Genomic DNA, 18,930 nt, shown 5'->3' with positions numbered 1-18,930 from the left:
CTTTGGTCGCACCACCTGCCCAGGACACTCACCACGTATTGGGCAGGTCGATCAGTTCCGGGTTGCGTGGTGGTCACCACAGCGCAATGTCGTAAGTGATGTAGATCCGGTTACTGTCGCGCCCTCGCGCGTAATCCGAGCGGTAGACATAGTTGCGCAGTTTCACGCCCAGCCCTTTGAACGTCCCGCCCTGCAGCACATATGCCAGCTCCACGTCGCGCTCCCACTCACTCAGGTGCGCGTTGCCGGATTTGCCGTTTTCGCCGCTCAGGTATCGGCTGGATACGGTCAGCCCCGGCACACCCAGGCGGGCAAAATCATAGGCGTGGCTGAGCATCCAGGTACGTTCATCCTCTTCGATGAACTTGCCGATGCCCACGTTACTGAACGAATACACCGTCGCGCCACTGATGTAAGGCAAACCTGCATCGCCACGCAGGACCTGATAGCCAGCGCCGAAGGTGTGCCCGGCCAGTCCATAGGTCAGCTGACCGCTGAACATGTCATTGTCGATCTTCCCGGCTCGGCCCTGCCCCGCGTCCTGGCTGTGAAACCAGCGCAGGTCGCTGGTGAGCACGCCTGCGCCCAAGGCTAGATCGTGCTGAATAGAGGCAAACTGCTGGCGGTAAAAGTCGTCGAGTTCGCCATGGAAGAAACCAAGCCGTAGGTTCTTGCCCCATTTGTAATCGCCGCCCACATACGAGAAATCCGAACCCTCACCGCTAAATCCATCGGGAATGATCGAGCGGCTTTCGGTCGAGTCGCGCAGCTTGAAGCGGTCCAGACGCCCTGCGGTCAGCGTGAGGTTTTCGATATCGGAACTGGTCAGCTGCGAGCCGCGATAGGTCTGGGGAACCAGTCGCGCGTCGTTGTAGACCAGCACCGGGGTTTTGGGCAGCAAAGTGCCGACCTTCAGTGTGGTCTTGGCCAGGCGCGCCTTGGCAGTCACCCCCAGGCTGGAGAACTCGTCCGCACCCCGACCATCGTCGTGCACCGGCAGCAGGCCGGTTCCGCTGCGCCCTTTGCCGGAGTCCAGCTTGAAGCCGGCCAGGCCCAGCATGTCCAGCCCGATGCCCACGGTGCCTTGAGTAAAACCTGACTGATAGTCGAGCAAAAAGCCCTGAGCCCACTCGGTACGCTCACTCTTCGCCGTAGCGGCTGCCCGAGGACTGAGGCCGTTCTCGTCGCGGAAATTTTCGTTGAAATACACGTTGCGCACTTGCAGCTTCACCTTGCTGTCATCGATGAAACCCGCTGCGCTCACCCCCATGCAAGGCACAAGACCCAACCACGGCATCACCGCCAAACGCATTACCAATCTGCTCATACTCGATACTCATTATTGTTATTGGGGATGCAGCGATCCGCGCGCCCGACGTCGGGCGCGTACAGTCACGTCAGAGAGGAGGAAAAGTCAGACGAACAGCGTCAGCGCGCCCGTCAACAGCGCCAGCGCCGTCACCACCAGCGAAGTGAGCACTGCCCATTTCAGGGTGGCTTTCTGGAAATCGCCGATGTCGCGGTCGATCATGCCGATCAGCAACAGCGTCGAGGCCACCAGCGGGCTCATCAGATGCACCGGCTGCCCCAGAATCGAGGCCCGGGCGATTTCCAGCGGGCTGATGCCGTACGCGGCGGCAGCATTGGCCAGGATCGGAACCACGCCGAAGTAGTACGCATCGTTGGAGAGCACGAACGTGAGCGGCATGCTGGTAAGTGCCACAACCAGTGGAAACAGGTGGCCCCACTGCGGCGGAATCCAGTCCACCAGGGTTTGCGCCAGCGCGTCGACCATTTTGGTGCCCGAGAAAATCCCGGCGAATACCCCGGCGGCAAACACCAGCAGCACGACGGTCATGGCATTGCCGGAATGCGCCAGAATGCGTTCTTTCTGAATATCCAGTTGCGGATAGTTGATCATCAACGCAAGCACGAAACCGATCAGAAACAGAATCGCCGAATGCATCAGGCCCATCACCAGCGCGATCATCACCGCGATGACCAGCATCAGGTTCACATAGGCCAGTCGCGGGCGCTTATACGGCGTATCGCCCAGAATCGCTTCGATGTAACAGTCTCCGCCGCCGCTCTTCAGCTCTATGTTGCCGATACGTTTGCGCTCGGACCGACCCAGCAGAAAAGCGGTGAACACCACCCACGCCGCGCCGCCGATCATGGTCGGCAGCAGCGGAATGAAGTACTCGCCGGCGTCCAGACCCAACGCCGCGATGGCCCGAGTGGCAGGACCGCCCCAGGGCGTCATGCCGCTCATGATGCTCAACGAGAGCATCGACACGATGCCGAGAATCATCGGGTTCATGCCGATGCGCTTGTACAGCGGCAACATCGCGGCGCAGGTGATCATGTAGGTGGTGGTGCCGTCGCCATCCAGCGCGACGGTCAGCGACAGCAGTGCGGTGCCCACCGCGATCTTCATGGGGTCGCCGTTGACGCGCTTGAGGATCTTGCGGATCAGCGGGTCGAACAGCCCCGAATCGATCATCAGGCCGAAGAACAGGATCGCGAACAGCAGCAAGGCCGCAGAGGGCGCGACCATCTTCAGGCCGTCGAGCATCATCTTTCCGGTAGTGCCACCGAAGCCGCCGATCACGGCGAAGACGATAGGAACGACGGTCAACGCGACAATCGGAGACAAGCGCTTGGACATGATCAGGTAGGTAAATACCACGACCATGGCTAAACCGAGGAAGGCAAGCATACGGGGACTCTCTTGTTGTTATGGATGGACGCGCGGGCGCGGCCTGGCCTGCCGGACGTCGTATGGTGCGACGCCTGGCCGGCTCAAGTCACTGGCAATCTTTGAATCGAGGGTCAGCTGCGCTCGGCAGCCGGGGACGTGTTATTCCAGTTCAGCGCATCCTGCGCCGACGCGACGGGCTTGCCATTGAGTCGCTGGAGCAGTACGCGCTTGTCGCAGGCGTCTTCCGACAGGGAGATCACCACCGTCGCCACGGCATTACTGGCCAGGCTGGTCAGCGCCCGCGCTTCGGACATGAACCGATCGATGCCGATCAGCAAAGCCAGGCCGGCCAGCGGAATGTCGTGAATCACCGTGAGGGTTGAAGCCAGGGCCACGAAGCCACTGCCGGTGACGCCCGCCGCCCCCTTGGACGAAAGCAGCATGATCGCCAGCATGGTCAGGGTCTGCGTCACACCCAATTCGATGTTACAGGCCTGGGCAATGAACACGGCCGCCAGCGACAGATAGATGGCAGTGCCGTCCAGGTTGAACGAGTAACCGGTGGGCAGCACCAGCCCGACCACGCCTTTCTTGCACCCCAGGTCCTGAAGCTTTTCCAGCATACGCGGCATCACCGGCTCGGTTGACGAGGTGCCGAGTACGACCAGAAATTCCTCGCGAAAATACTTCAGCAGTTTCCACAGGCTGAACCCATGCGCGCGGCAGATGCCGCCCAGCACAATGAAGACGAAGAAGCCGCAGGCGATGTAAAGGGTCATGATCAACTTGGCCAGCGATCCCAGCGAGGTAACGCCGTACTGACCGACCGTGAATGCCAGCGCACCGAACGCACCGACCGGCGCGAAACGCATCAGGTAGGCGAAGATCTTGAACACCATCTGCGACGCGGATTCCAGCACGGTGAGCACCGGCTTGCCTTTTTCGCCCAGGGACGACAGCGCGAATCCCGACAACACTGCGATAAACAGTACCGGCAGCACTTCTCCCTTGCTGAAAGCCCCGATGAAGGTCTCCGGAATGATGTGCATGAAGAAATCCACGACGGTCAGCTTGGCGGCGGACTCGGTGTACTGACTCAAGCCTGCGGTACTGAGCCTGGCCGGATCGATGTTCATGCCGACACCCGGCTGCAGCACATGAACCGCAACCAGGCCGATCATCAGGCTGATCACGGTCAGGACGAAGAACAGCAGCAGGGTCTTGCTCATCAGACGCCCGAGTGAGCGCTTGTCGCTCATGCCCGCGATGCCGGTAACGATGGTGCAGAACACCACCGGCGCGATCATCATCTTGATCAGCTTGATAAAGGCGTCACCCAGCGGCTTGAGGGCGATAGCCTGCTCAGCCCAGAAATGACCGACCACAACGCCCAGCACAACGGCGCAGATGATCTGGAAGTAGAGCGATTTCGCGATTTTCATGAGGCATCACCCATTATTGGAGTTGTTCTGATGCGTAAGACCCTTAGGGCATGACACGTTGTTGCACAGTGTTCAGCCGGCCAGCCGCTGCGCAGCCGGTGCGTAGACCATTCCCGAGAACAGCCGCCTGGCGGTACGCACCACCGAGGCGCGAATGGTCTGCCCGTCCTCACCGACGTAGCTCAGCGCCACCTCAATGGAGCCGCTGGGATGCTCGATCCGCACCTGCGACAAGCGCGGTTCGCCGGCACTTCCCAGCAACTGCGCCACCACCGTCCCGGCACTGACGCAAGCCGTCGCGATGCCGATCGAACCGGTAATGGCCAACGCCTTGTGGCATGAGTGAGGCATGAAGTAGCGTACCTGCACCGTACCTCCCGCATCGGGGCGCGACACGAGCACCGGTTTGGGAATCACCTTGTCACTGACATCGCCCAGGCCCATGGCCAGCCCCGCCCGCAAGCGCAGCAGCTCCAGCTGACACAGGAACTCCTTGTCCGCATCCAGTTCGGCTGGCGTCTCATCGCCGCGCTTGCCCAGCAGGGAAGCTTCCACGATTACCATCGGCATGGCCATATCGATACAGGTCACTGGAATGCCTGCAAAGAAGTCGGTCTGCTGCCCGGTCGGGAACAACTTCCCGGTCTTGCTGCCGGCTGCATCAAGGAATGTGAGCTGAACGGGGGCCGCCGATCCGGGTACGCCGTCGATACGGGTCTGTCCTTCGTAGCTGACCTGTCCACCCGGGGTATGGACGTCCGCGCAGACAAAGGTACCGGTGTTCAGGTTGCGGATGCGCACCTGAGTGAGGTTGCCGGTGGCCGGAACAAGCCCCTGCTCCACCGCGAACGGCCCCACTGCGCAGAGCATGTTGCCGCAATTGGGCGCGGTGTCGACTCTGCGTTGCGAGACCATGACCTGCACGAACAGATAATCGACATCCGCGTCGGCGTGGGTTGAAGGGCTGACGATGGCGACCTTGCTGGTCTGAGGGCTGCCGCCGCCGATGCCGTCGATTTCCAGCTCGTGACCGGAGCCCATGATCGCCAGCAGCAGCTCGTCGCGTTCAGCGATCACGTCAGGCAGATCGCTGGCAAGGAAGACCGGCCCCTTGGAGGTGCCGCCGCGCATCAGTACGCATGGGATGGGTTGCATAATGTTCGACTCTTGTTGATCAATTGAGCTAATTGATGTGTTGGAAGCAAGAGTCACATGGATTTTTGAGCTTATCCAATGCAAAGATCGTAGCTATTATTCCACTTGAAGCAATAATTCAACGCGTGACGGGTCGTCGCCTTCCTCGAATAAAAAAGGTAAGAACATGGAATATGAGCTGCAAGATATTCGATCATTCGTGAAAATCGCCGAACTGGGCAGTTTTCACGAGGCCGCCGAAGTGCTGCATATCTCCCAACCGGCGCTCACGCGCAGAATCAAGAAACTCGAACAGGGTCTGGGAACGCCGCTACTCGACCGCACGACGCGGCGGGTCAGCCTGACCAGTGTCGGACGCGATTTCTTCCCTAAGGCACGCCGTCTGCTGGATGACTTCGAAGACTCGATCCTCAATATTCGGGAGCTGGCCGAACGGCAAATCGGCCAGGTCACCCTCGCTTGTATTCCCACGGCCGCGTTCTACTTTCTGCCCAGTGTGATCCGCCTGTACAACGAGCGTTACCCGAAGATTCGTATCCGCCTGCTGGACCTGAGTGCCAACGAAGGGCTGGAAGCGGTGCTGCGCGGCGAGGCTGACTTCGGCATCAACATGATGAGCGGGCAGCACCCGGATATCGAATTTCTGCCGCTGGTCAAGGAGCCGTTCGTTCTCGCCTGCCGGCGCGATCATGAGCTGGCGACACGCAAGTCCGTCGCCTGGGAGGAATTGTCTGAGTACCGCCTCATCGGCGTGGGGCGCCTGAGCGGTAACCGGATGATCCTCGATCACGCCCTGGGCGGGCTGAGCTGGCGCCCCAAATGGTTTTATGAGGTGCAGCACCTTTCAACCTCTCTGGGTATGGTCGAAGCCGGGCTGGGCATCTCGGCGATGCCGAGCCTGGCCATGCCGGCACAAGGGCACCCGACGCTGGTCAGCGTGCCGCTGACCGATCCGGTGGTCGACAGGACCCTGGGACTGGTGTCGCGGCGTGGCGCTTCACTCTCTCCAGCGGCCGAAAAATTCGTGGCGATGCTGCTCGAACAGTGGCCGCAGTAAACCTGCAACCCCGCCGACGTCGACGCCCCTCGGTCTCTTGGCCTGTCGACAAGGGATGAACAAGGGCGCCGAAGTCGACGCGCTAGGTGTCACCCAGGAACGCGGGCTGTTATCGTCAATGCGCGGGTGAGCGCCCGGCTGGCCGTCGATCCGGATGTCGACACCCAATCCCAGGCAGCACGGTGCCTGCCCGTTCCGACCGCCACTCCCTCAGGAAAGCACTGCACATGGTTCTGCACATCAACACCCCGCTCATCGAATCTCGCCCGCTGAGTTCGTCCGCCGGACGCGCCGTCTGGCTGAAGCTCGAAGCCCTTCAACCCTGCGGCTCTTTCAAGCTGCGCGGCGTCGGCCATGCCTGCGAGATCCACCATGCCCGCGGCGCGAAGCGATTCATTTCTTCGTCAGGCGGCAACGCCGGACTTGCGGTGGCGTATGCCGGTCGCCGGCTTGAAGTGCCGGTAACGGTGGTCGTCCCGGAGACCACGACCGAACGGGCGAAAGAGCTGCTGGCGCTGGAAGGTGCCGAAGTGATCGTGCATGGCAGCTCATGGCAGGAAGCCAACGAGCTGGCCTTGACGCTGACGACCCAGAGCGATGCCTTCATCCATCCGTTCGACGATCCGCTGTTGTGGACCGGCCACGCGAGCCTGATCGACGAGGTGGCTCAGGCCGGTATCAAACCCGATGCCGTGGTGCTTTCAGTCGGCGGCGGTGGGTTGCTGTGCGGCGTGGTGGAAGGCCTGCACCGCAATAACTGGCATGATGTGCCGGTGATCGCGGTGGAGACTCAAGGCGCGGCCTCGTTTCGGGCCGCCGCAGAGGCCGGCGCGCCGGTAGAACTGGAGCGCATCAGTTCCATCGCCACGTCCCTGGGTGCAAAACGTGTCTGCGACCAGGCTTCCCGCTACCACGACATTCATCCGATCGAAAGCGTGATCGTCTCCGACCGTGAGGCCCTGGACGCCTGCGAGCGCTTTCTGCTCGATCATCGAGTGTTGGTCGAACCGGCGTGCGGCGCTGCACTTTCCCTGGCTTACCAGCCGCAGGCGCTCGGGACCTACCGCAACGTGCTGATGGTCGTGTGCGGCGGTGCTACGGCCACCCTTGCGCAGATCCGGCAATGGTCCAGCCAGCTCTGAGAAAGCCGCGCCTGCTGATTTGCGCAAGGTCGGCAGGCTCCGAACTTCGCCGCAGGCAGGCCGTCTAGATGGCGACACCACGTCCTTGCGCAACACGGGCAAACGGCGCGAAAACTGCTCGACGTCACCTCAAGGAGAATGGTTTGGACGCTGATCGACTGCTGGACCCGACCTATGATTTTTTCCGGGACGAGCCGGAGAGCGACTGGACCCTGACCGGGCTGCCGGCAATCCGGACTCGCATCGAGGCCACCTTCCCGACCCCGGAACACAGCCGTTGCGAACAGCATTGGAGCGGAAACGCGTCCGGCGATGCCAAGGTCAGGCTCTGCGTCTATCGTCCCGAGGCGAACGAGGCGGCGACCACACCGGCGATTCTTTATGTCCACGGCGGTGGATTCGTGCTCGGGCGTCCGGAAATGCTCGACGACTATCTGGCGCAGTTGGCCCGACAGCTGAACGCCACGATCATCGCGGTCGATTACCGCCTGGCGCCGGAGCACCCCTTTCCCTTGCCCCTCGAGGATTGCTACAGCGCGCTTGCCTGGATCTGGGCCAATGCCGGGCGATTCAATCTGGACACCCGAAGGGTCGTGGTCATGGGCCACAGCGCGGGCGGCGGCCTGGCGGCGGCGCTGACGATCCTGGCCCGCGACAGGGGCCGCTATGGTGTCCGCGGCCTGGTGCTGATCTACCCCATGCTCGATCACCGCACCGGCTCGGCCGAAGAGGTGCAGCCCAACCCCAGCACCGGAACCTTCAGCTGGTCGCGGGAAGCGAACCAATTCTGCTGGGCATGCATGCAGGGTGAGTACCGCATCGATGACGAGCGCGCGGGATATTTCTCGCCCTCCCGAGCCGCGAATCTCGCCGCAATGCCTCCGACTTTCCTCAGTACCGGCGCCCTCGATCTGTTCCTGGAAGAGGACGTGGCCTTTGCGCTCAGGCTTTCCCGTGCCGGGGTTGCGGTGGAATTGCATGTCTATCCCGGCGTGCCGCACATGTTCGATCAACACCCCGGCGCCCTGACCGATCAGGCGAACCTGGATACCGTGCGGGCGCTTGAAAAGATGCTGGCACCCTCGGCCGACCCGTCTTGAGCGCTATCAGGAAATCAGGCCCAGAGTCATTCCCTTCAAGGTGGCCGCCGCTCGGGTCGAGCATTCCAGCTTGCGAAAGATGCTTTCCATGTGGGTTCGCACCGTGCTGGGGCTGATGTCCAGGCGCTGCGCCGCCTGTTTGTTGCTCGCCCCCCGGCTGATCTCCAGAAGGATGTGACGTTCACGGGTGGTGAGCAGCGTGCTTTTCGGCTGCGGCAGTCGGCGTTCACCCCGCGCCGCCGCAGTCACCGCCTCGCAGACGTCACCGTCGAACAGCCCGCGGCTTGCGTCCTGCCTGAGCAGCCGCACCGCCTCCGATTCGGTATGGGCCGCCCGCCATGGCCGGGCGCTTCGCAATGCTACCCAGGCCACGGCGGTGGCGAGCAAGCGCGACTCGGCGCCCAGCGCATCGCCCTGCGCGCCGCGAAAGTAGCCGCTGCCGTCGAGCCGCTCGTAGGCATGTGCGGCGATCTCGCCCGGCGTGGCCAGTTCGGCGATCTGGCGCACCGCCTGTCGTGTCCAGTACGGAACCAGATGAACCCGTTCCGCGGCGCCATAGGGCAACGGCCCTTCGGTGTTCCACAGGTGATTGGACACCGCCGCCCGCCCCAGACCATGAATCAGCGCAGCCTTGCCGATATCCGTCAGCATCGGCTCCGGCAAACCCCACAAGCGAGCGGCTTGCACGGCCACCTGCGCCACTTGCCTGGAATGCCCCGTGAGCCACGGCAGTTTCAGGTCGATCACATCTGCCACCAGGGTCAGCGAAACAGCGCGCTGGCTCCGGGTGTCGTTCATCTCGTCGGCGCCGCTGTGCAGCTCTGCCAGCCACGCCTTGGCATTGCGCATCAGCAACCCGGAAAGCGCCGCCGGGTACCGTCGATCGGACTGCTCACCGATCCAGCGCAGCGCCGCATCCACGCCATGGGCGCGGCTGAGAATGTCCAGGTCGCCGGCCAGCACGACCTGGTACGCCACTTCCGGGATGTGCTCGTGGGTCACGCCCAATGGCCGGCCATTGCCGTCATAGGTTTCAAAGACCCGGCACAACCCTGACTCGACCGCTGGGCCCAGCTCCAGGGTTTTCGTGACTTCTCCTGCCACCTCGCAATGCACGACGGCCAGCGGCGTCGCCTGGTGCACCGCTGTCATGGCATCGACATCCAGAGTCTGGTCGAGCATGGCGCGACGGCCGTCGACGTCGTCACCCAGCAGTTGCGCGAATCCCTCGGCATTGGCGGTACAACCGGACCAGCGCAGTAACGCCACCTGCTCCGCCACCTGCACATGCTCGCCCTCGCCATGCCCGGCGTGCGCCAGGCGCCGGGCGAGCCTGGCGACTCGCCGGGAATGCCCAAGCGGCTGCCCCATGCTCAGATCGCCCACCTGGGAGATCGCTTCCAGGGCTGCGCCCAGGGAAATGTCGAATTGCGTGTTTTCCATGAAATCGTTCCAGGGTCGGACAAATGACCGATACACGCCGGTCAGGCCCGTCAGCAGAATTGAGCCACCTACAGAGGAGCTCACCCAATGAAAACATTCAAATCGCCAGTCGTTACTGCCGCCTTCGCCCTGGCTGCCAGCCTGGTTGCCGCTACCACTCAGGCGGCGGACACCCTGCCGTCGGTGGTCATCGTACACGGCGCCTTCGCCGATGGCTCCGACTGGGCCAAGGTCGTGCCATTGCTCCAGGCCCAGGGGGTTCGGGTTACGGTAGTCCAGAATCCGCTCACGTCCCTGGCCGATGATGTGGCCGCTACCCAGCGTGTGCTGAACAACCAGCCCGGCAAAGTGGTGCTGGTGGGGCATTCCTGGGGCGGCACCGTGATCAGCCAGGCGGGCAACCAGGACAACGTGGGCGGCCTGGTATACGTCGCGGCCTTCGCACCCGAGGCCGGCCAGGCCAGTGGCGAACAAGGCAAGGGCGCACCCACGCCGCCCGGCCTGAGCCAGATCAAGGCGGACGGCAACGGCTTTCTCTATCTGACCCCCGAAGGCATGGCCACGGACTTCGCCCAGGACCTGCCTGCCGCGCAGACCGCCGTGATGACCGCGACCCAAGGCCCGATCAAGGCATCGGCATTCGAGGACAGAACCTCGGTCGCCGCATGGAAGACCAAGCCTTCCTGGTACTTGCTCGCCAGCGAGGACCGCATGATTCACCCCGACGTCCAGCGTGCTTCCGCCAAGCGCATCGGCGCCAGACTGACCGAGCTGCGCACCAGCCACGTGCCGCAACAGTCACAGCCAGCCGAGGTTGCCCAGGTGATCCTCAAGGCAGTGCGGAGCGTCGGCAAGCAGTGATCGCGACGCCGCCTCGCCTCTTCTGGAATTTCATCTTGTGCATTGCAGCGGACTGACCATGAATCATCGACTTGATCAACATTACGACTTCATCATTTGCGGTGCAGGCACGACGGGCTGCGTGGTCGCGGCTCGTCTGGCCGACCAGCCGAACATACGCGTACTGCTGATCGAGGCAGGGACCGGGTGCACGACCCCTGAAGTCACTGACCCGGCGCAATGGCCGTCGAATCTGGGCTCGGAGCGCGACTGGGCCTTCGCAGGGCAACCGGCTGCGTCCCTGAACAACCGTCGCCTGGCCCTGAGCATGGGCAAAGGCCTGGGTGGCGGCTCGGCCATCAACGTGATGGTCTGGGCTCGCGGGCATCAATCGGACTGGGATCATTTCGCCGAAGAATCCGGCGACGCCGCCTGGAACTACGCGTCGGCGCTGGGCTACTACCGTCGGATCGAAAACTGGCAAGGTCGTCCGGACGCAGGGCGTCGCGGCGTGAATGGCCCCGCTTACGTAGCACAACCCGCCGAGCCTCGCCCGCTGGCCCTGGCAACCCTGGAATCAGCCGGCCGACTGGGCGTGCCCCGTTTTGACAGCCCCAATGGCGAGATGATGGAAGGCCCCGGCGGCGCGGCAATCGCCGACCTGTGCATCAAACACGGCAAGCGCGAGTCCGTGTACGACGCCTACGTCGTGCCTCGCCTCCATTTGCCGAATCTCACCGTTGTGACCGGTGCCGTGGTGGCTCGCGTACTGTTCGACGGCACCCAGGCAACGGGGGTCGAGGTGCTGATCGGTGACCAGCGGCAGCGGTTCCATGCCGCCGGTGAAGTGATTCTGTCTCTGGGCGCGGTGAACACACCCAAGGTGCTGATGCAGTCTGGAATCGGCCCGGAAGACGAGTTGCGCAGCCACGATATCCCGCTCATCAGCCCTCTGCCGGGTGTCGGGCAGAATCATCAGGATCACGTGGCGTTCGGCTGTACCTGGGAATATCGGCTACCTCAGCCGATTGGCGGTAGTGGCTGCGAAGCCACGCTGTACTGGAAAAGCGATGCACGCCTGCAAGCACCAGACCTGCTGCTCTGTCAGTTGCAGTTTGCAGTGCCCTCGCCCCCCGAGGTCGAGGTCGCGACCCCGGAGCATGGCTGGACGATGTTCGCCGGCCTGGCCAGGCCAGGCAGTCGCGGGCGCTTGCGGCTGTCAGGCGCCGGTGTCATGGACAACATGCTCATCGAGCCCAATACATTGAGCACCTCGCAAGACATGACCGCCGCGCTGGCATCGATCGAGCTGTGCAGAGCGCTGGGCAACGACCGCGCATTCGACGGCCTCGTAAAGCGAGAGGTCGTGCCCCGGCAGCGGGATCGGCGGGCGATGGAGCAATTCGCCCGCAACTCGGCCGTCACTTACTGGCATCAATGCGGCACCGCGAAAATGGGCCGGGATTCCGCATCGGTGGTCGACCACCAGCTGAAGGTGTATGGCATCGAGCGGTTGCGGGTCGCGGATGCTTCGATCATGCCGCGCATCACCGTCGGCAACACGATGGCGCCGTGTGTGGTCATCGGCGAGCGCGCAGCGGATCTGATCCTCGCCGCCCATGGGCTGACGAGCTGACTGGTGGGCAGCGGCAGTACCCAGGCCACGGCCCAGGGATCAGCGCTGCAACACACCGATACGTGACAGCAGCTCGTCGCGGTCCACGTAACAGCCCTGGAAATGCCGTTTACCGGTGGTCGGGTCGAACGCATCCCGGGCGTGCAATGCCCGGCGATTGTCGAAGCACCACATCTGCCCGGCTTCGAGCCGCTGACGGAAGCGAAAGCGGTCTTCGCGGGTCATTTCGATGAAGCGGCGGTAAGCGCGGTACAGCGGCAACATCCGGTCAACAGACGTACTGAACGGGCCGCGCAGGAAGTTGGCCATCCGGATCTCGGTGACCTCGCCGTGCTCATCCACCGCGATGACCGGCGCGCGACAGCGGTAGTCGGTGGTCCGGCCCTTGTTGCGGAACTCGACCGGTGTCTGGCTGAGCATCGCGAACGCCTGTGGGTCTTCCCGGCGCAGGGTTCGGGCAATTTCGAATCCGTCGACGAAGGTACTGCTGCCGCCAACAGCATCGTTGACCAGGCAATGGAGAAACTGCAGGCCCGGTTGCAGTTCGCGGGTGGGCAGGTCGCTATGCAAAGGCAGATTGAAGGCCGTGTACGCATTGCTGTCGGCATCCGGCCTGGATTGCACGTCGAACAGCACGCCAAAGTTCGACTCGCGGATGAACGAGATACGCCGGGCCACCGCCGCCAATGAGCCTGGCTGCAGCGGCATGCCGTTGACCAGGCTCAAGCCGGTGTCACGCAGCGCCAGCAGCCAGCGCAACAGCGCGCCGTCGTCATTCATGAGGTCCGGGTAATCGAACGTTGGCACCTGCAATGTCGCGTTCCAGTGCTTAGCCTTCGGCTGGCTTGCGGCCTGCTCTGCGAGTGAGCGGTCGTCGTAGGCATGGGCGCGCAGCCAGCCGGCGTGGTAGTGGCTGGCATGCCCGTCTTCCCAGATGACCGCCAGGTTGCCATCCGCAGTGACCGTGACCACCGACGCCTTGAGGTCGAACGGCACGTCGGCGATTTCGAACACCTGCTCCCGGGTCACCCCATAAACGCACTCGGCGCACGGACAATTGTCCCGCAGCCACAGGCAGTGATACGCGCTGCTGCGGCCGTCCTTCCAGATCACATCGACCCGGTCGTCGTTCGATGCAGCGCCGGCAACGGGACTGATGACCGCGTAGGTTCGGTAGTCGGCAATGACGGTCATGGTGTGCTCCCTGTTTATCATGCGGTTTGTGCGGCTGGATGATCGCCGCTCCTGGCTGCGGGTCGTGCCGCGACCGGCCGGCACACCCGGCCCCGCTGACCGTGAACAGCGACCTGCGCCGAGCCAGACCCGACACCGCTTCACGATTTGCGACTGGATCGGCGTGACGCCATGGTGCCGCTCCCATCTGCGTGCTACAAACGAGTTCTCGGCACTCATGCATAAGCTCTCGTTATGAATTTTCTTGGTAAGTCCCTGCCTCCCCTGTCGACTTTGCTGCCCTTCGAAGCAGCCGCCCGGCTTGGAAGTTTTTCCCGGGCCGCGGATGAACTGCACATCACCCAGGCGGCCGTCAGCCGGCAGATGCGCATCCTGGAAAGCAACATCGGCCGGCCACTGTTCACCCGTCGCAACCGGGCCGTGTTTCTCACGGAGACAGGCCAGGAGCTGGCCCGGACGGTCCAGAACGCGCTGCGTTCGATCGCTTCCTGTTCCAGCGAGCTGCGCAGCGGTGCGCGCAAGAACGAGGTGATCCTGCTGTGTCAGCTTTGCGAGGCGTTTCACTGGCTGATGCCCAGGCTGTCGAGCTTTCACCACGCGTATCCGGAAATCGAATTGAAAGTCGCCACCTCGACCAAGGCGCTCACTGAGTTCGAAGGATATTTCGATGTGGCGCTGCAAAGCACCGGTCGCGACCATGGCAATCACCCGCTCGCCTTCACCGCCTCCGACGAGGTGTTTCCGGTATGCAGCCCGGCGTATCTGGGCGATGCAGACCATCCGCTGGAGATCAAGGCGCTGAGCAAGCGCACCTTGCTGCATTACCACGCCAATCCGCCTCACTTGCTTGAGTGGGGCACCTGGCTCACCGCCCACGGCATCACGCTGCCTGCACACCACAAGGGAATTGCCTTCGACAGTTATTCCCTGATGCTGCAGGCGGCCATCGAAGGGCATGGGATCGCGATGGGCTGGCAGCGAACCGCCGCCAGACTGATCGACAGCGGTCTATTGATGCGGCCATGCAAGGAAAGCATCCTGCTGCCGGAGGCGATTTCGGTGTATCGCCGCGAAGGGCAATCGCTGCACGCCGAAACAGAGACGCTGGTGGAATGGCTGCGGGCGCAACTCGACGCCCAGCCTTAAAACGCCCAGGCCGGTCGCAGAACGCCAGGCACCTGCTGTGCCTGGCTGACTGGCGAGGATCGCTGGCGGTCAGTTCGCCGGGCTGCCGTCGAACCGTGTGACCCCTTGCAGCCAGCGCTTGCGGTCCGCCGGATGGTCTTTCAACCAGGCCTTGGCCACCTTGGCGGAATCTTCGTGGGCCAGCAGCGGTTCCATCATCCGGCTCTCGTCATCCACGGTAAACGTCAGGTTGTTCAGCAGCCGGTCAACGTTGGGACAACGCTTGCCCAGGTCCGGATCGGTCACGGTCCAGACGGTCGCCTTGCCTTCGTTCGGACCTAGCGCGTCCTCGCTGCCCGACAGGTATTTCATTTGGTAGTGCAGGTTCATCGGGTGCGGCGCCCAGCCGAAGAACACCACCGCGTCATTGCGGCGCACCGCCCGGGTCACTGCCGACAGCATGCCGGCCTCACTCGACTCCACCAACTGAAAATCGCCAAGATTGAACTGATTCTTGTCGATCATCGCCTGGATCATCTTGTTGATGCCTGAACCCGGCTCGATGCCATAGAGCTTGCCGCCCAGATCGGCCTTGAACCGGGCGATGTCGGCGAAAGTCTTGAGCCCCTTGTCGTACAGGTAGTCGGGGACGGCCAGGGTTGCGCGGGCGTCGTCGAGGCTGGGGGCCGGCAGGATCCTGACCTGCCCGGCATCGACGAAGGGCTTGATATTGCCGGTCATCAGCGGCTTCCAGTAGCCCAGGTAGAAATCGAGGCGCTTGTCACGGATGCCGGCAAAAATGATCTGCTGGGAGGCGCTGGTGACCTTGGTCGTATAGCCCAGTTCTTCGAACAGCGCCTTGGCGATGGCGGTGGTCGCCACCACGTCCGTCCAGTTGACCGCACCGATGTCGAGGGTTTTGCAGCCGGGTTCGTCCTGAGCAAGCACGGCGGCGACCGGAACGAGGCTCAAGGTGCCGGCGAGTAACAGCGTGGTGATTGTGTTTGACATTGCATTTCCTCTGGCTGATGGCAGGTACAGGGAGAATGGAGTTAATTGTTATTGTTCATTTGCCAACATCAATGCGTGCCCGGTGGCTGCATGCCGGACCCGGCAACCTCCATGCTGCCGTGCGCCCGGCCCGGACGTCCTACCCTTTGTCGGGCAACCGCAAGACACGACCGCACCACTGCGGCCTTGGCAGATCCCGATGCAGCTCGGCAAACTGCGCCACGCGCCGCGCAACCGCCTCGGCAAAGGGCGCGGACCTCGGCCCTGCCATGTCCATGTGCAGCAGCATCTGCTCACTGGCGGCCAGCAGTTCATCGCTGCCTTCCCGGTACAGCGAACAATAGAGATGCACCCGTTTCCGATCGTGGCCCAGCACGCGGGAATGCACACGCACCTCATCGCCCGCCGTGGCCTGCGCCAGGTAATTGATATGGGCTTCGAGGGTGAACAGCGAATGGCCGCTGTCGCTGCGGCCCTGCTCGTCCAGGCCGATCCGGTCCATGAAGCCATCGACGGCATAGCTGAAGATCAGCATGTAGAACGCGTCACGCAGGTGCTGGTTGTAGTCGGTCCATTCGGCCAGCACCTGGCCGCGGTAAGTCACATCGGGTTCAGTCATCTGCGTTCAACCCATGTTGCAGCCCGGCGGCCTTGACCGCGGCGATGACGCCCAGCAGCGCATCGTCACGGTAGCGTTCCAGCTGGGCGATGCTGTGTTGACCCAATTGCGCGGTGGTGCCGTCCACGACATCGTCGATCAGCTTGTCGGTCAGTTCAGGCGCCTGCAGATAGGTCCATGGCAACTGTAGCGCGGGACCGAACTGTTGCATGAAATGCCGCATGCCGGCATCGCCCCCGGCCAGGGTGTAGGTCAGGAAACTGCCCATGAAGGACCAGCGCAGCCCGGCGCCAAAACGGATGGCATCGTCGATCTCGCCGGTGGTCGCCACGCCATCGTTGACCAGGTGCAGCGCTTCGCGCCACAGCGCTTCGAGCAGGCGGTCGGCAATGAACCCCGGCACTTCCTTGCGCACATGCAGCGGCCGCATGCCGAGGCTGCGGTAAACCTGCTGCGCGGCATCGAGCGCCTCGGCGGTGGTCGCGTGGTTGCCGACCACTTCCACCAGCGGCAACAGGTACACCGGGTTGAACGGATGACCGACGATACAGCGCTCGGGATGGATGGCCTGGGCGTAGAACTCGCTGGGCAGCAACCCCGATGTACTGGAGGCGATCAGCGCATCGGGCCTGGCCGCCGCACTGATCTTGCGGTGCAGTTCCAGCTTCAGGTCCAGGCGTTCCGGCGCGCTCTCCTGGATGAAGTCGGCACCGGCCACGCAAGCCTCAAGGGTATCGGCCATGCGCAGCCGATCCGGGGACGCACCCGGCGCCAGGCCTTGCTTGCGCAACGCCGGCCACGCATTGGCGACACGTTGGCGCAGCGCGGCTTCGGCACCCGGTGCCGGGTCCCACGCTACCACATCCAGCCCATGGGCCAGGGCTCGCGCAACCCAGCCACTGCCGATCACGCCACTGCCCAGCGCTGCGAAGGTCTTGATCTCGGTAAGGTAAGCCATGCATCAGCCCTCAGTGGCGTGCAGCCAGGTTCATTTTGGCTCGGCCTTCGGCCGGCGTGAGGATGCGCCCGCCCAGGCGCGCAATGATTTCGCCGACCCGCTCGACCAGTTGTCCGTTGCTGGCCAGCACACCTTTGTCCAGGTACAGATTGTCTTCCAGACCGACCCGCACATTGCCGCCCAGCAGCATGGCCTGGGCAGCCATGGGCATTTGCATACGGCCGATACCGAATCCGGCCCAGGTCGCACCGGCGGGCAGGTTGTCGACCATGGCTTTCATGGTAGTGGTATCCGCCGGCGCACCCCATGGAATGCCCAGACACAGCTGGAACAGCGGGTCGTGCAGCAGCCCTTCCTTGATCATCTGCTTGCTGAACCAGAGGTGGCCGGTGTCGAAGATCTCCAGCTCCGCCTTGACCCCCAGTTCAGTGATCCGTTTGGCGCCCGCGCGCAACTGGGCCGGCGTGGACACGTAGATGCTGTTGCCGTCGCCGAAATTCAGGGTCCCGCAATCCAGGGTGCAGATTTCCGGCAACAGCGCTTCCACATGCGCCAGACGCTCCAGCGGGCCGACCAGATCAGTGCCTGGGCCGAACGCCATGGGCGTTTCTCCGGGGCCGATTTCCAGGTCGCCGCCCATGCCGGCAGTGAGGTTGACGATCACGTCGGTGCCGCTGTCGCGGATGCGCTCCATCAGTTCACGATACAGCGAGACGCCGCGGCTGAACCTGCCGGTTTCCGGGTCGCGAACATGACAATGCACCACGGTTGCACCTGCCTTGGCGGCTTCGACGGCGGCCGCAGCGATTTCGGCCGGGGTAACGGGGACATAGCGGCTTTTGGCGGTCGTGTCACCGGCGCCGGTCAAGGCGCAGGTCACGATGATCTCGTGGTTCATGGGTAACGCTCCTGGTCGTCATGGCACTCATGCGATGTTGCCTGGAAGCATGGTGCCGCTGCCGTAGCGGCGCTACAAATGAGATCTCTGCACCGATGCATAAGCGTTGGTTATGCATCGGGCAACGCCGCCCGGCGCCGGGCAGCGAGTGGATCACCCGCCATTCAATTGCCCTGATTGCAGTTCTGATTGATGGCGCGATAGTCCACGGCGTGGGTCATGCCGGCGGAGTCCAGGTAGGTCAGCCGGGCGTTCACCACGCCACAGTCCGCTGAGGTCCCTTCCTTGATCGACAGCACTTTGGCGATATCCAGATGGTCGCCGTACATGTAGCTGTGCGGTTTGACGCTGTCCTGCGCGTTGGCGGCCAGGCTGCCGAGGCTCAAAACGGCAAACAGCGAAGCGAGGCTGAGATTCTTCCAGTTCATGAGGATTCTCCGGGCGTTCAATGATTGAAGTAGCGAGCGGCTCCAGGCCGTCTCGATGGGGTTCATTGAACGCGTCGCAGGTATCTCGCATGTGTCGAAAACCGGTGAAAAAAGAAACGTTCTGTATCTGCTCCAGGCCCAGATACAAAACGATACATGCGCGCTGGAAGCGGGCCCCAGC

General features: G+C 63.0%; 17 protein-coding genes. 6 read left to right on the top strand and 11 right to left on the bottom strand.

What is annotated here, in order from left to right; all coding sequences use genetic code 11:
* Positions 1 to 73 precede the first annotated feature (73 nt).
* The 4 genes from EGJ27_RS00670 to EGJ27_RS00655 form a co-directional block, all read right to left on the bottom strand.
* Positions 74 to 1,327: an OprD family porin gene (locus tag EGJ27_RS00670; RefSeq protein ID WP_125828714.1), complete on the bottom strand. Its 1,254-nt coding sequence runs from the start codon at positions 1,325 to 1,327 to the stop codon at positions 74 to 76.
* 87 nt (positions 1,328 to 1,414) lie between these two features.
* Positions 1,415 to 2,719, bottom strand: coding sequence for a CitMHS family transporter (locus EGJ27_RS00665; protein WP_125828712.1), 1,305 nt, complete (start codon positions 2,717 to 2,719; stop codon positions 1,415 to 1,417).
* A gap of 113 nt (positions 2,720 to 2,832) precedes the next feature.
* Positions 2,833 to 4,143: a C4-dicarboxylate transporter DctA gene (gene dctA, locus EGJ27_RS00660; protein WP_125828710.1), complete on the bottom strand. Its 1,311-nt coding sequence runs from the start codon at positions 4,141 to 4,143 to the stop codon at positions 2,833 to 2,835.
* A gap of 72 nt (positions 4,144 to 4,215) precedes the next feature.
* Entirely contained in the window at positions 4,216 to 5,298 is a 1,083-nt protein-coding gene (locus EGJ27_RS00655) for a 4-oxalomesaconate tautomerase (protein ID WP_125828709.1), read from the bottom strand.
* A 166-nt stretch (positions 5,299 to 5,464) separates the two neighbouring features.
* On the opposite strand from EGJ27_RS00655, the gene EGJ27_RS00650 reads away from it, so the two are divergent.
* The 3 genes from EGJ27_RS00650 (at position 5,465) to EGJ27_RS00640 (ending at position 8,597) form a co-directional block, all read left to right on the top strand.
* Positions 5,465 to 6,355, top strand: coding sequence for a LysR family transcriptional regulator (locus EGJ27_RS00650; protein ID WP_125828708.1), 891 nt, complete (start codon positions 5,465 to 5,467; stop codon positions 6,353 to 6,355).
* 227 nt (positions 6,356 to 6,582) lie between these two features.
* A complete protein-coding gene (locus EGJ27_RS00645; RefSeq protein WP_125828707.1) occupies positions 6,583 to 7,497 on the top strand; it encodes a pyridoxal-phosphate dependent enzyme in 915 nt (304 codons plus the stop codon).
* A 143-nt stretch (positions 7,498 to 7,640) separates the two neighbouring features.
* On the top strand, positions 7,641 to 8,597 hold the full coding sequence (locus EGJ27_RS00640; protein ID WP_125828705.1) for an alpha/beta hydrolase: 957 nt from the start codon (positions 7,641 to 7,643) through the stop codon (positions 8,595 to 8,597).
* A gap of 6 nt (positions 8,598 to 8,603) precedes the next feature.
* Here EGJ27_RS00640 and EGJ27_RS00635 read toward each other — a convergent pair whose 3' ends face one another.
* Positions 8,604 to 10,040: an HD domain-containing phosphohydrolase gene (locus EGJ27_RS00635; protein WP_125828703.1), complete on the bottom strand. Its 1,437-nt coding sequence runs from the start codon at positions 10,038 to 10,040 to the stop codon at positions 8,604 to 8,606.
* Between the two features lie 87 nt (positions 10,041 to 10,127).
* On the opposite strand from EGJ27_RS00635, the gene EGJ27_RS00630 reads away from it, so the two are divergent.
* Together EGJ27_RS00630 and EGJ27_RS00625 are read left to right on the top strand one after the other, a co-directional pair.
* Positions 10,128 to 10,901, top strand: coding sequence for an alpha/beta fold hydrolase (locus EGJ27_RS00630; RefSeq protein WP_125828701.1), 774 nt, complete (start codon positions 10,128 to 10,130; stop codon positions 10,899 to 10,901).
* Between the two features lie 58 nt (positions 10,902 to 10,959).
* A complete protein-coding gene (locus EGJ27_RS00625; protein ID WP_125828699.1) occupies positions 10,960 to 12,516 on the top strand; it encodes a GMC family oxidoreductase in 1,557 nt (518 codons plus the stop codon).
* A gap of 39 nt (positions 12,517 to 12,555) precedes the next feature.
* On the opposite strand, the gene EGJ27_RS00620 is transcribed toward EGJ27_RS00625, so the two are convergent.
* Complete coding sequence (locus EGJ27_RS00620; protein ID WP_125828696.1) at positions 12,556 to 13,710, bottom strand: gamma-butyrobetaine dioxygenase; 1,155 nt, start codon at positions 13,708 to 13,710, stop codon at positions 12,556 to 12,558.
* 234 nt (positions 13,711 to 13,944) lie between these two features.
* On the opposite strand from EGJ27_RS00620, the gene EGJ27_RS00615 reads away from it, so the two are divergent.
* Entirely contained in the window at positions 13,945 to 14,856 is a 912-nt protein-coding gene (locus EGJ27_RS00615; RefSeq protein WP_125828695.1) for a LysR substrate-binding domain-containing protein, read from the top strand.
* Positions 14,857 to 14,925: 69 nt separating this feature from the next.
* Here the strand turns inward: EGJ27_RS00615 and choX are convergent, their stop codons facing one another.
* The 5 genes from choX to EGJ27_RS00590 all read right to left on the bottom strand — a co-directional run bounded on the left by choX (position 14,926) and on the right by EGJ27_RS00590 (position 18,749).
* Positions 14,926 to 15,846 (bottom strand): choline ABC transporter substrate-binding protein, encoded by a 921-nt coding sequence (gene choX / locus EGJ27_RS00610; protein WP_125828693.1) that lies wholly within the window; start codon positions 15,844 to 15,846, stop codon positions 14,926 to 14,928.
* A 139-nt stretch (positions 15,847 to 15,985) separates the two neighbouring features.
* The gene (locus EGJ27_RS00605; protein ID WP_125828691.1) at positions 15,986 to 16,465 is read right to left on the bottom strand and encodes a thioesterase family protein; all 480 of its coding nucleotides are present in this window, start codon (positions 16,463 to 16,465) and stop codon (positions 15,986 to 15,988) included.
* Positions 16,458 to 17,423 carry an L-carnitine dehydrogenase gene (locus EGJ27_RS00600; RefSeq protein ID WP_125828689.1) on the bottom strand — a complete coding sequence of 322 codons (966 nt, stop codon included), beginning with the start codon at positions 17,421 to 17,423 and terminating at the stop codon, positions 16,458 to 16,460. The genes EGJ27_RS00605 and EGJ27_RS00600 overlap by 8 nt, the downstream gene beginning before the upstream one ends.
* A 10-nt stretch (positions 17,424 to 17,433) precedes the next feature.
* A complete protein-coding gene (locus EGJ27_RS00595; protein WP_125828687.1) occupies positions 17,434 to 18,321 on the bottom strand; it encodes a 3-keto-5-aminohexanoate cleavage protein in 888 nt (295 codons plus the stop codon).
* A 164-nt stretch (positions 18,322 to 18,485) separates the two neighbouring features.
* Complete coding sequence (locus EGJ27_RS00590) at positions 18,486 to 18,749, bottom strand: DUF2790 domain-containing protein (RefSeq protein ID WP_125828686.1); 264 nt, start codon at positions 18,747 to 18,749, stop codon at positions 18,486 to 18,488.
* Between the last annotated feature and the right edge of the window lie 181 nt (positions 18,750 to 18,930).

The organism is Pseudomonas sp. v388 (assembly GCF_003935425.1).
Taxonomy (GTDB): domain Bacteria; phylum Pseudomonadota; class Gammaproteobacteria; order Pseudomonadales; family Pseudomonadaceae; genus Aquipseudomonas.
This window is presented reverse-complemented; position numbering and strand designations above follow the sequence as displayed.

What these genes read in the sequence shown, in the direction of transcription:
- EGJ27_RS00605 (WP_125828691.1), bottom strand. Translation starts at nt 16,465, where the DNA reads ATGACTGAACCCGATGTGACTTACCGCGGCCAGGTGCTGGCCGAATGG.
- EGJ27_RS00645 (WP_125828707.1), top strand. Translation starts at nt 6,583, where the DNA reads ATGGTTCTGCACATCAACACCCCGCTCATCGAATCTCGCCCGCTGAGT.
- EGJ27_RS00635 (WP_125828703.1), bottom strand. Translation starts at nt 10,040, where the DNA reads ATGGAAAACACGCAATTCGACATTTCCCTGGGCGCAGCCCTGGAAGCG.
- EGJ27_RS00670 (WP_125828714.1), bottom strand. Translation starts at nt 1,327, where the DNA reads ATGAGCAGATTGGTAATGCGTTTGGCGGTGATGCCGTGGTTGGGTCTT.
- choX (WP_125828693.1), bottom strand. Translation starts at nt 15,846, where the DNA reads ATGTCAAACACAATCACCACGCTGTTACTCGCCGGCACCTTGAGCCTC.
- EGJ27_RS00615 (WP_125828695.1), top strand. Translation starts at nt 13,945, where the DNA reads ATGAATTTTCTTGGTAAGTCCCTGCCTCCCCTGTCGACTTTGCTGCCC.
- EGJ27_RS00600 (WP_125828689.1), bottom strand. Translation starts at nt 17,423, where the DNA reads ATGGCTTACCTTACCGAGATCAAGACCTTCGCAGCGCTGGGCAGTGGC.
- EGJ27_RS00595 (WP_125828687.1), bottom strand. Translation starts at nt 18,321, where the DNA reads ATGAACCACGAGATCATCGTGACCTGCGCCTTGACCGGCGCCGGTGAC.
- dctA (WP_125828710.1), bottom strand. Translation starts at nt 4,143, where the DNA reads ATGAAAATCGCGAAATCGCTCTACTTCCAGATCATCTGCGCCGTTGTG.
- EGJ27_RS00625 (WP_125828699.1), top strand. Translation starts at nt 10,960, where the DNA reads ATGAATCATCGACTTGATCAACATTACGACTTCATCATTTGCGGTGCA.
- EGJ27_RS00630 (WP_125828701.1), top strand. Translation starts at nt 10,128, where the DNA reads ATGAAAACATTCAAATCGCCAGTCGTTACTGCCGCCTTCGCCCTGGCT.
- EGJ27_RS00650 (WP_125828708.1), top strand. Translation starts at nt 5,465, where the DNA reads ATGGAATATGAGCTGCAAGATATTCGATCATTCGTGAAAATCGCCGAA.
- EGJ27_RS00620 (WP_125828696.1), bottom strand. Translation starts at nt 13,710, where the DNA reads ATGACCGTCATTGCCGACTACCGAACCTACGCGGTCATCAGTCCCGTT.
- EGJ27_RS00590 (WP_125828686.1), bottom strand. Translation starts at nt 18,749, where the DNA reads ATGAACTGGAAGAATCTCAGCCTCGCTTCGCTGTTTGCCGTTTTGAGC.
- EGJ27_RS00655 (WP_125828709.1), bottom strand. Translation starts at nt 5,298, where the DNA reads ATGCAACCCATCCCATGCGTACTGATGCGCGGCGGCACCTCCAAGGGG.
- EGJ27_RS00665 (WP_125828712.1), bottom strand. Translation starts at nt 2,719, where the DNA reads ATGCTTGCCTTCCTCGGTTTAGCCATGGTCGTGGTATTTACCTACCTG.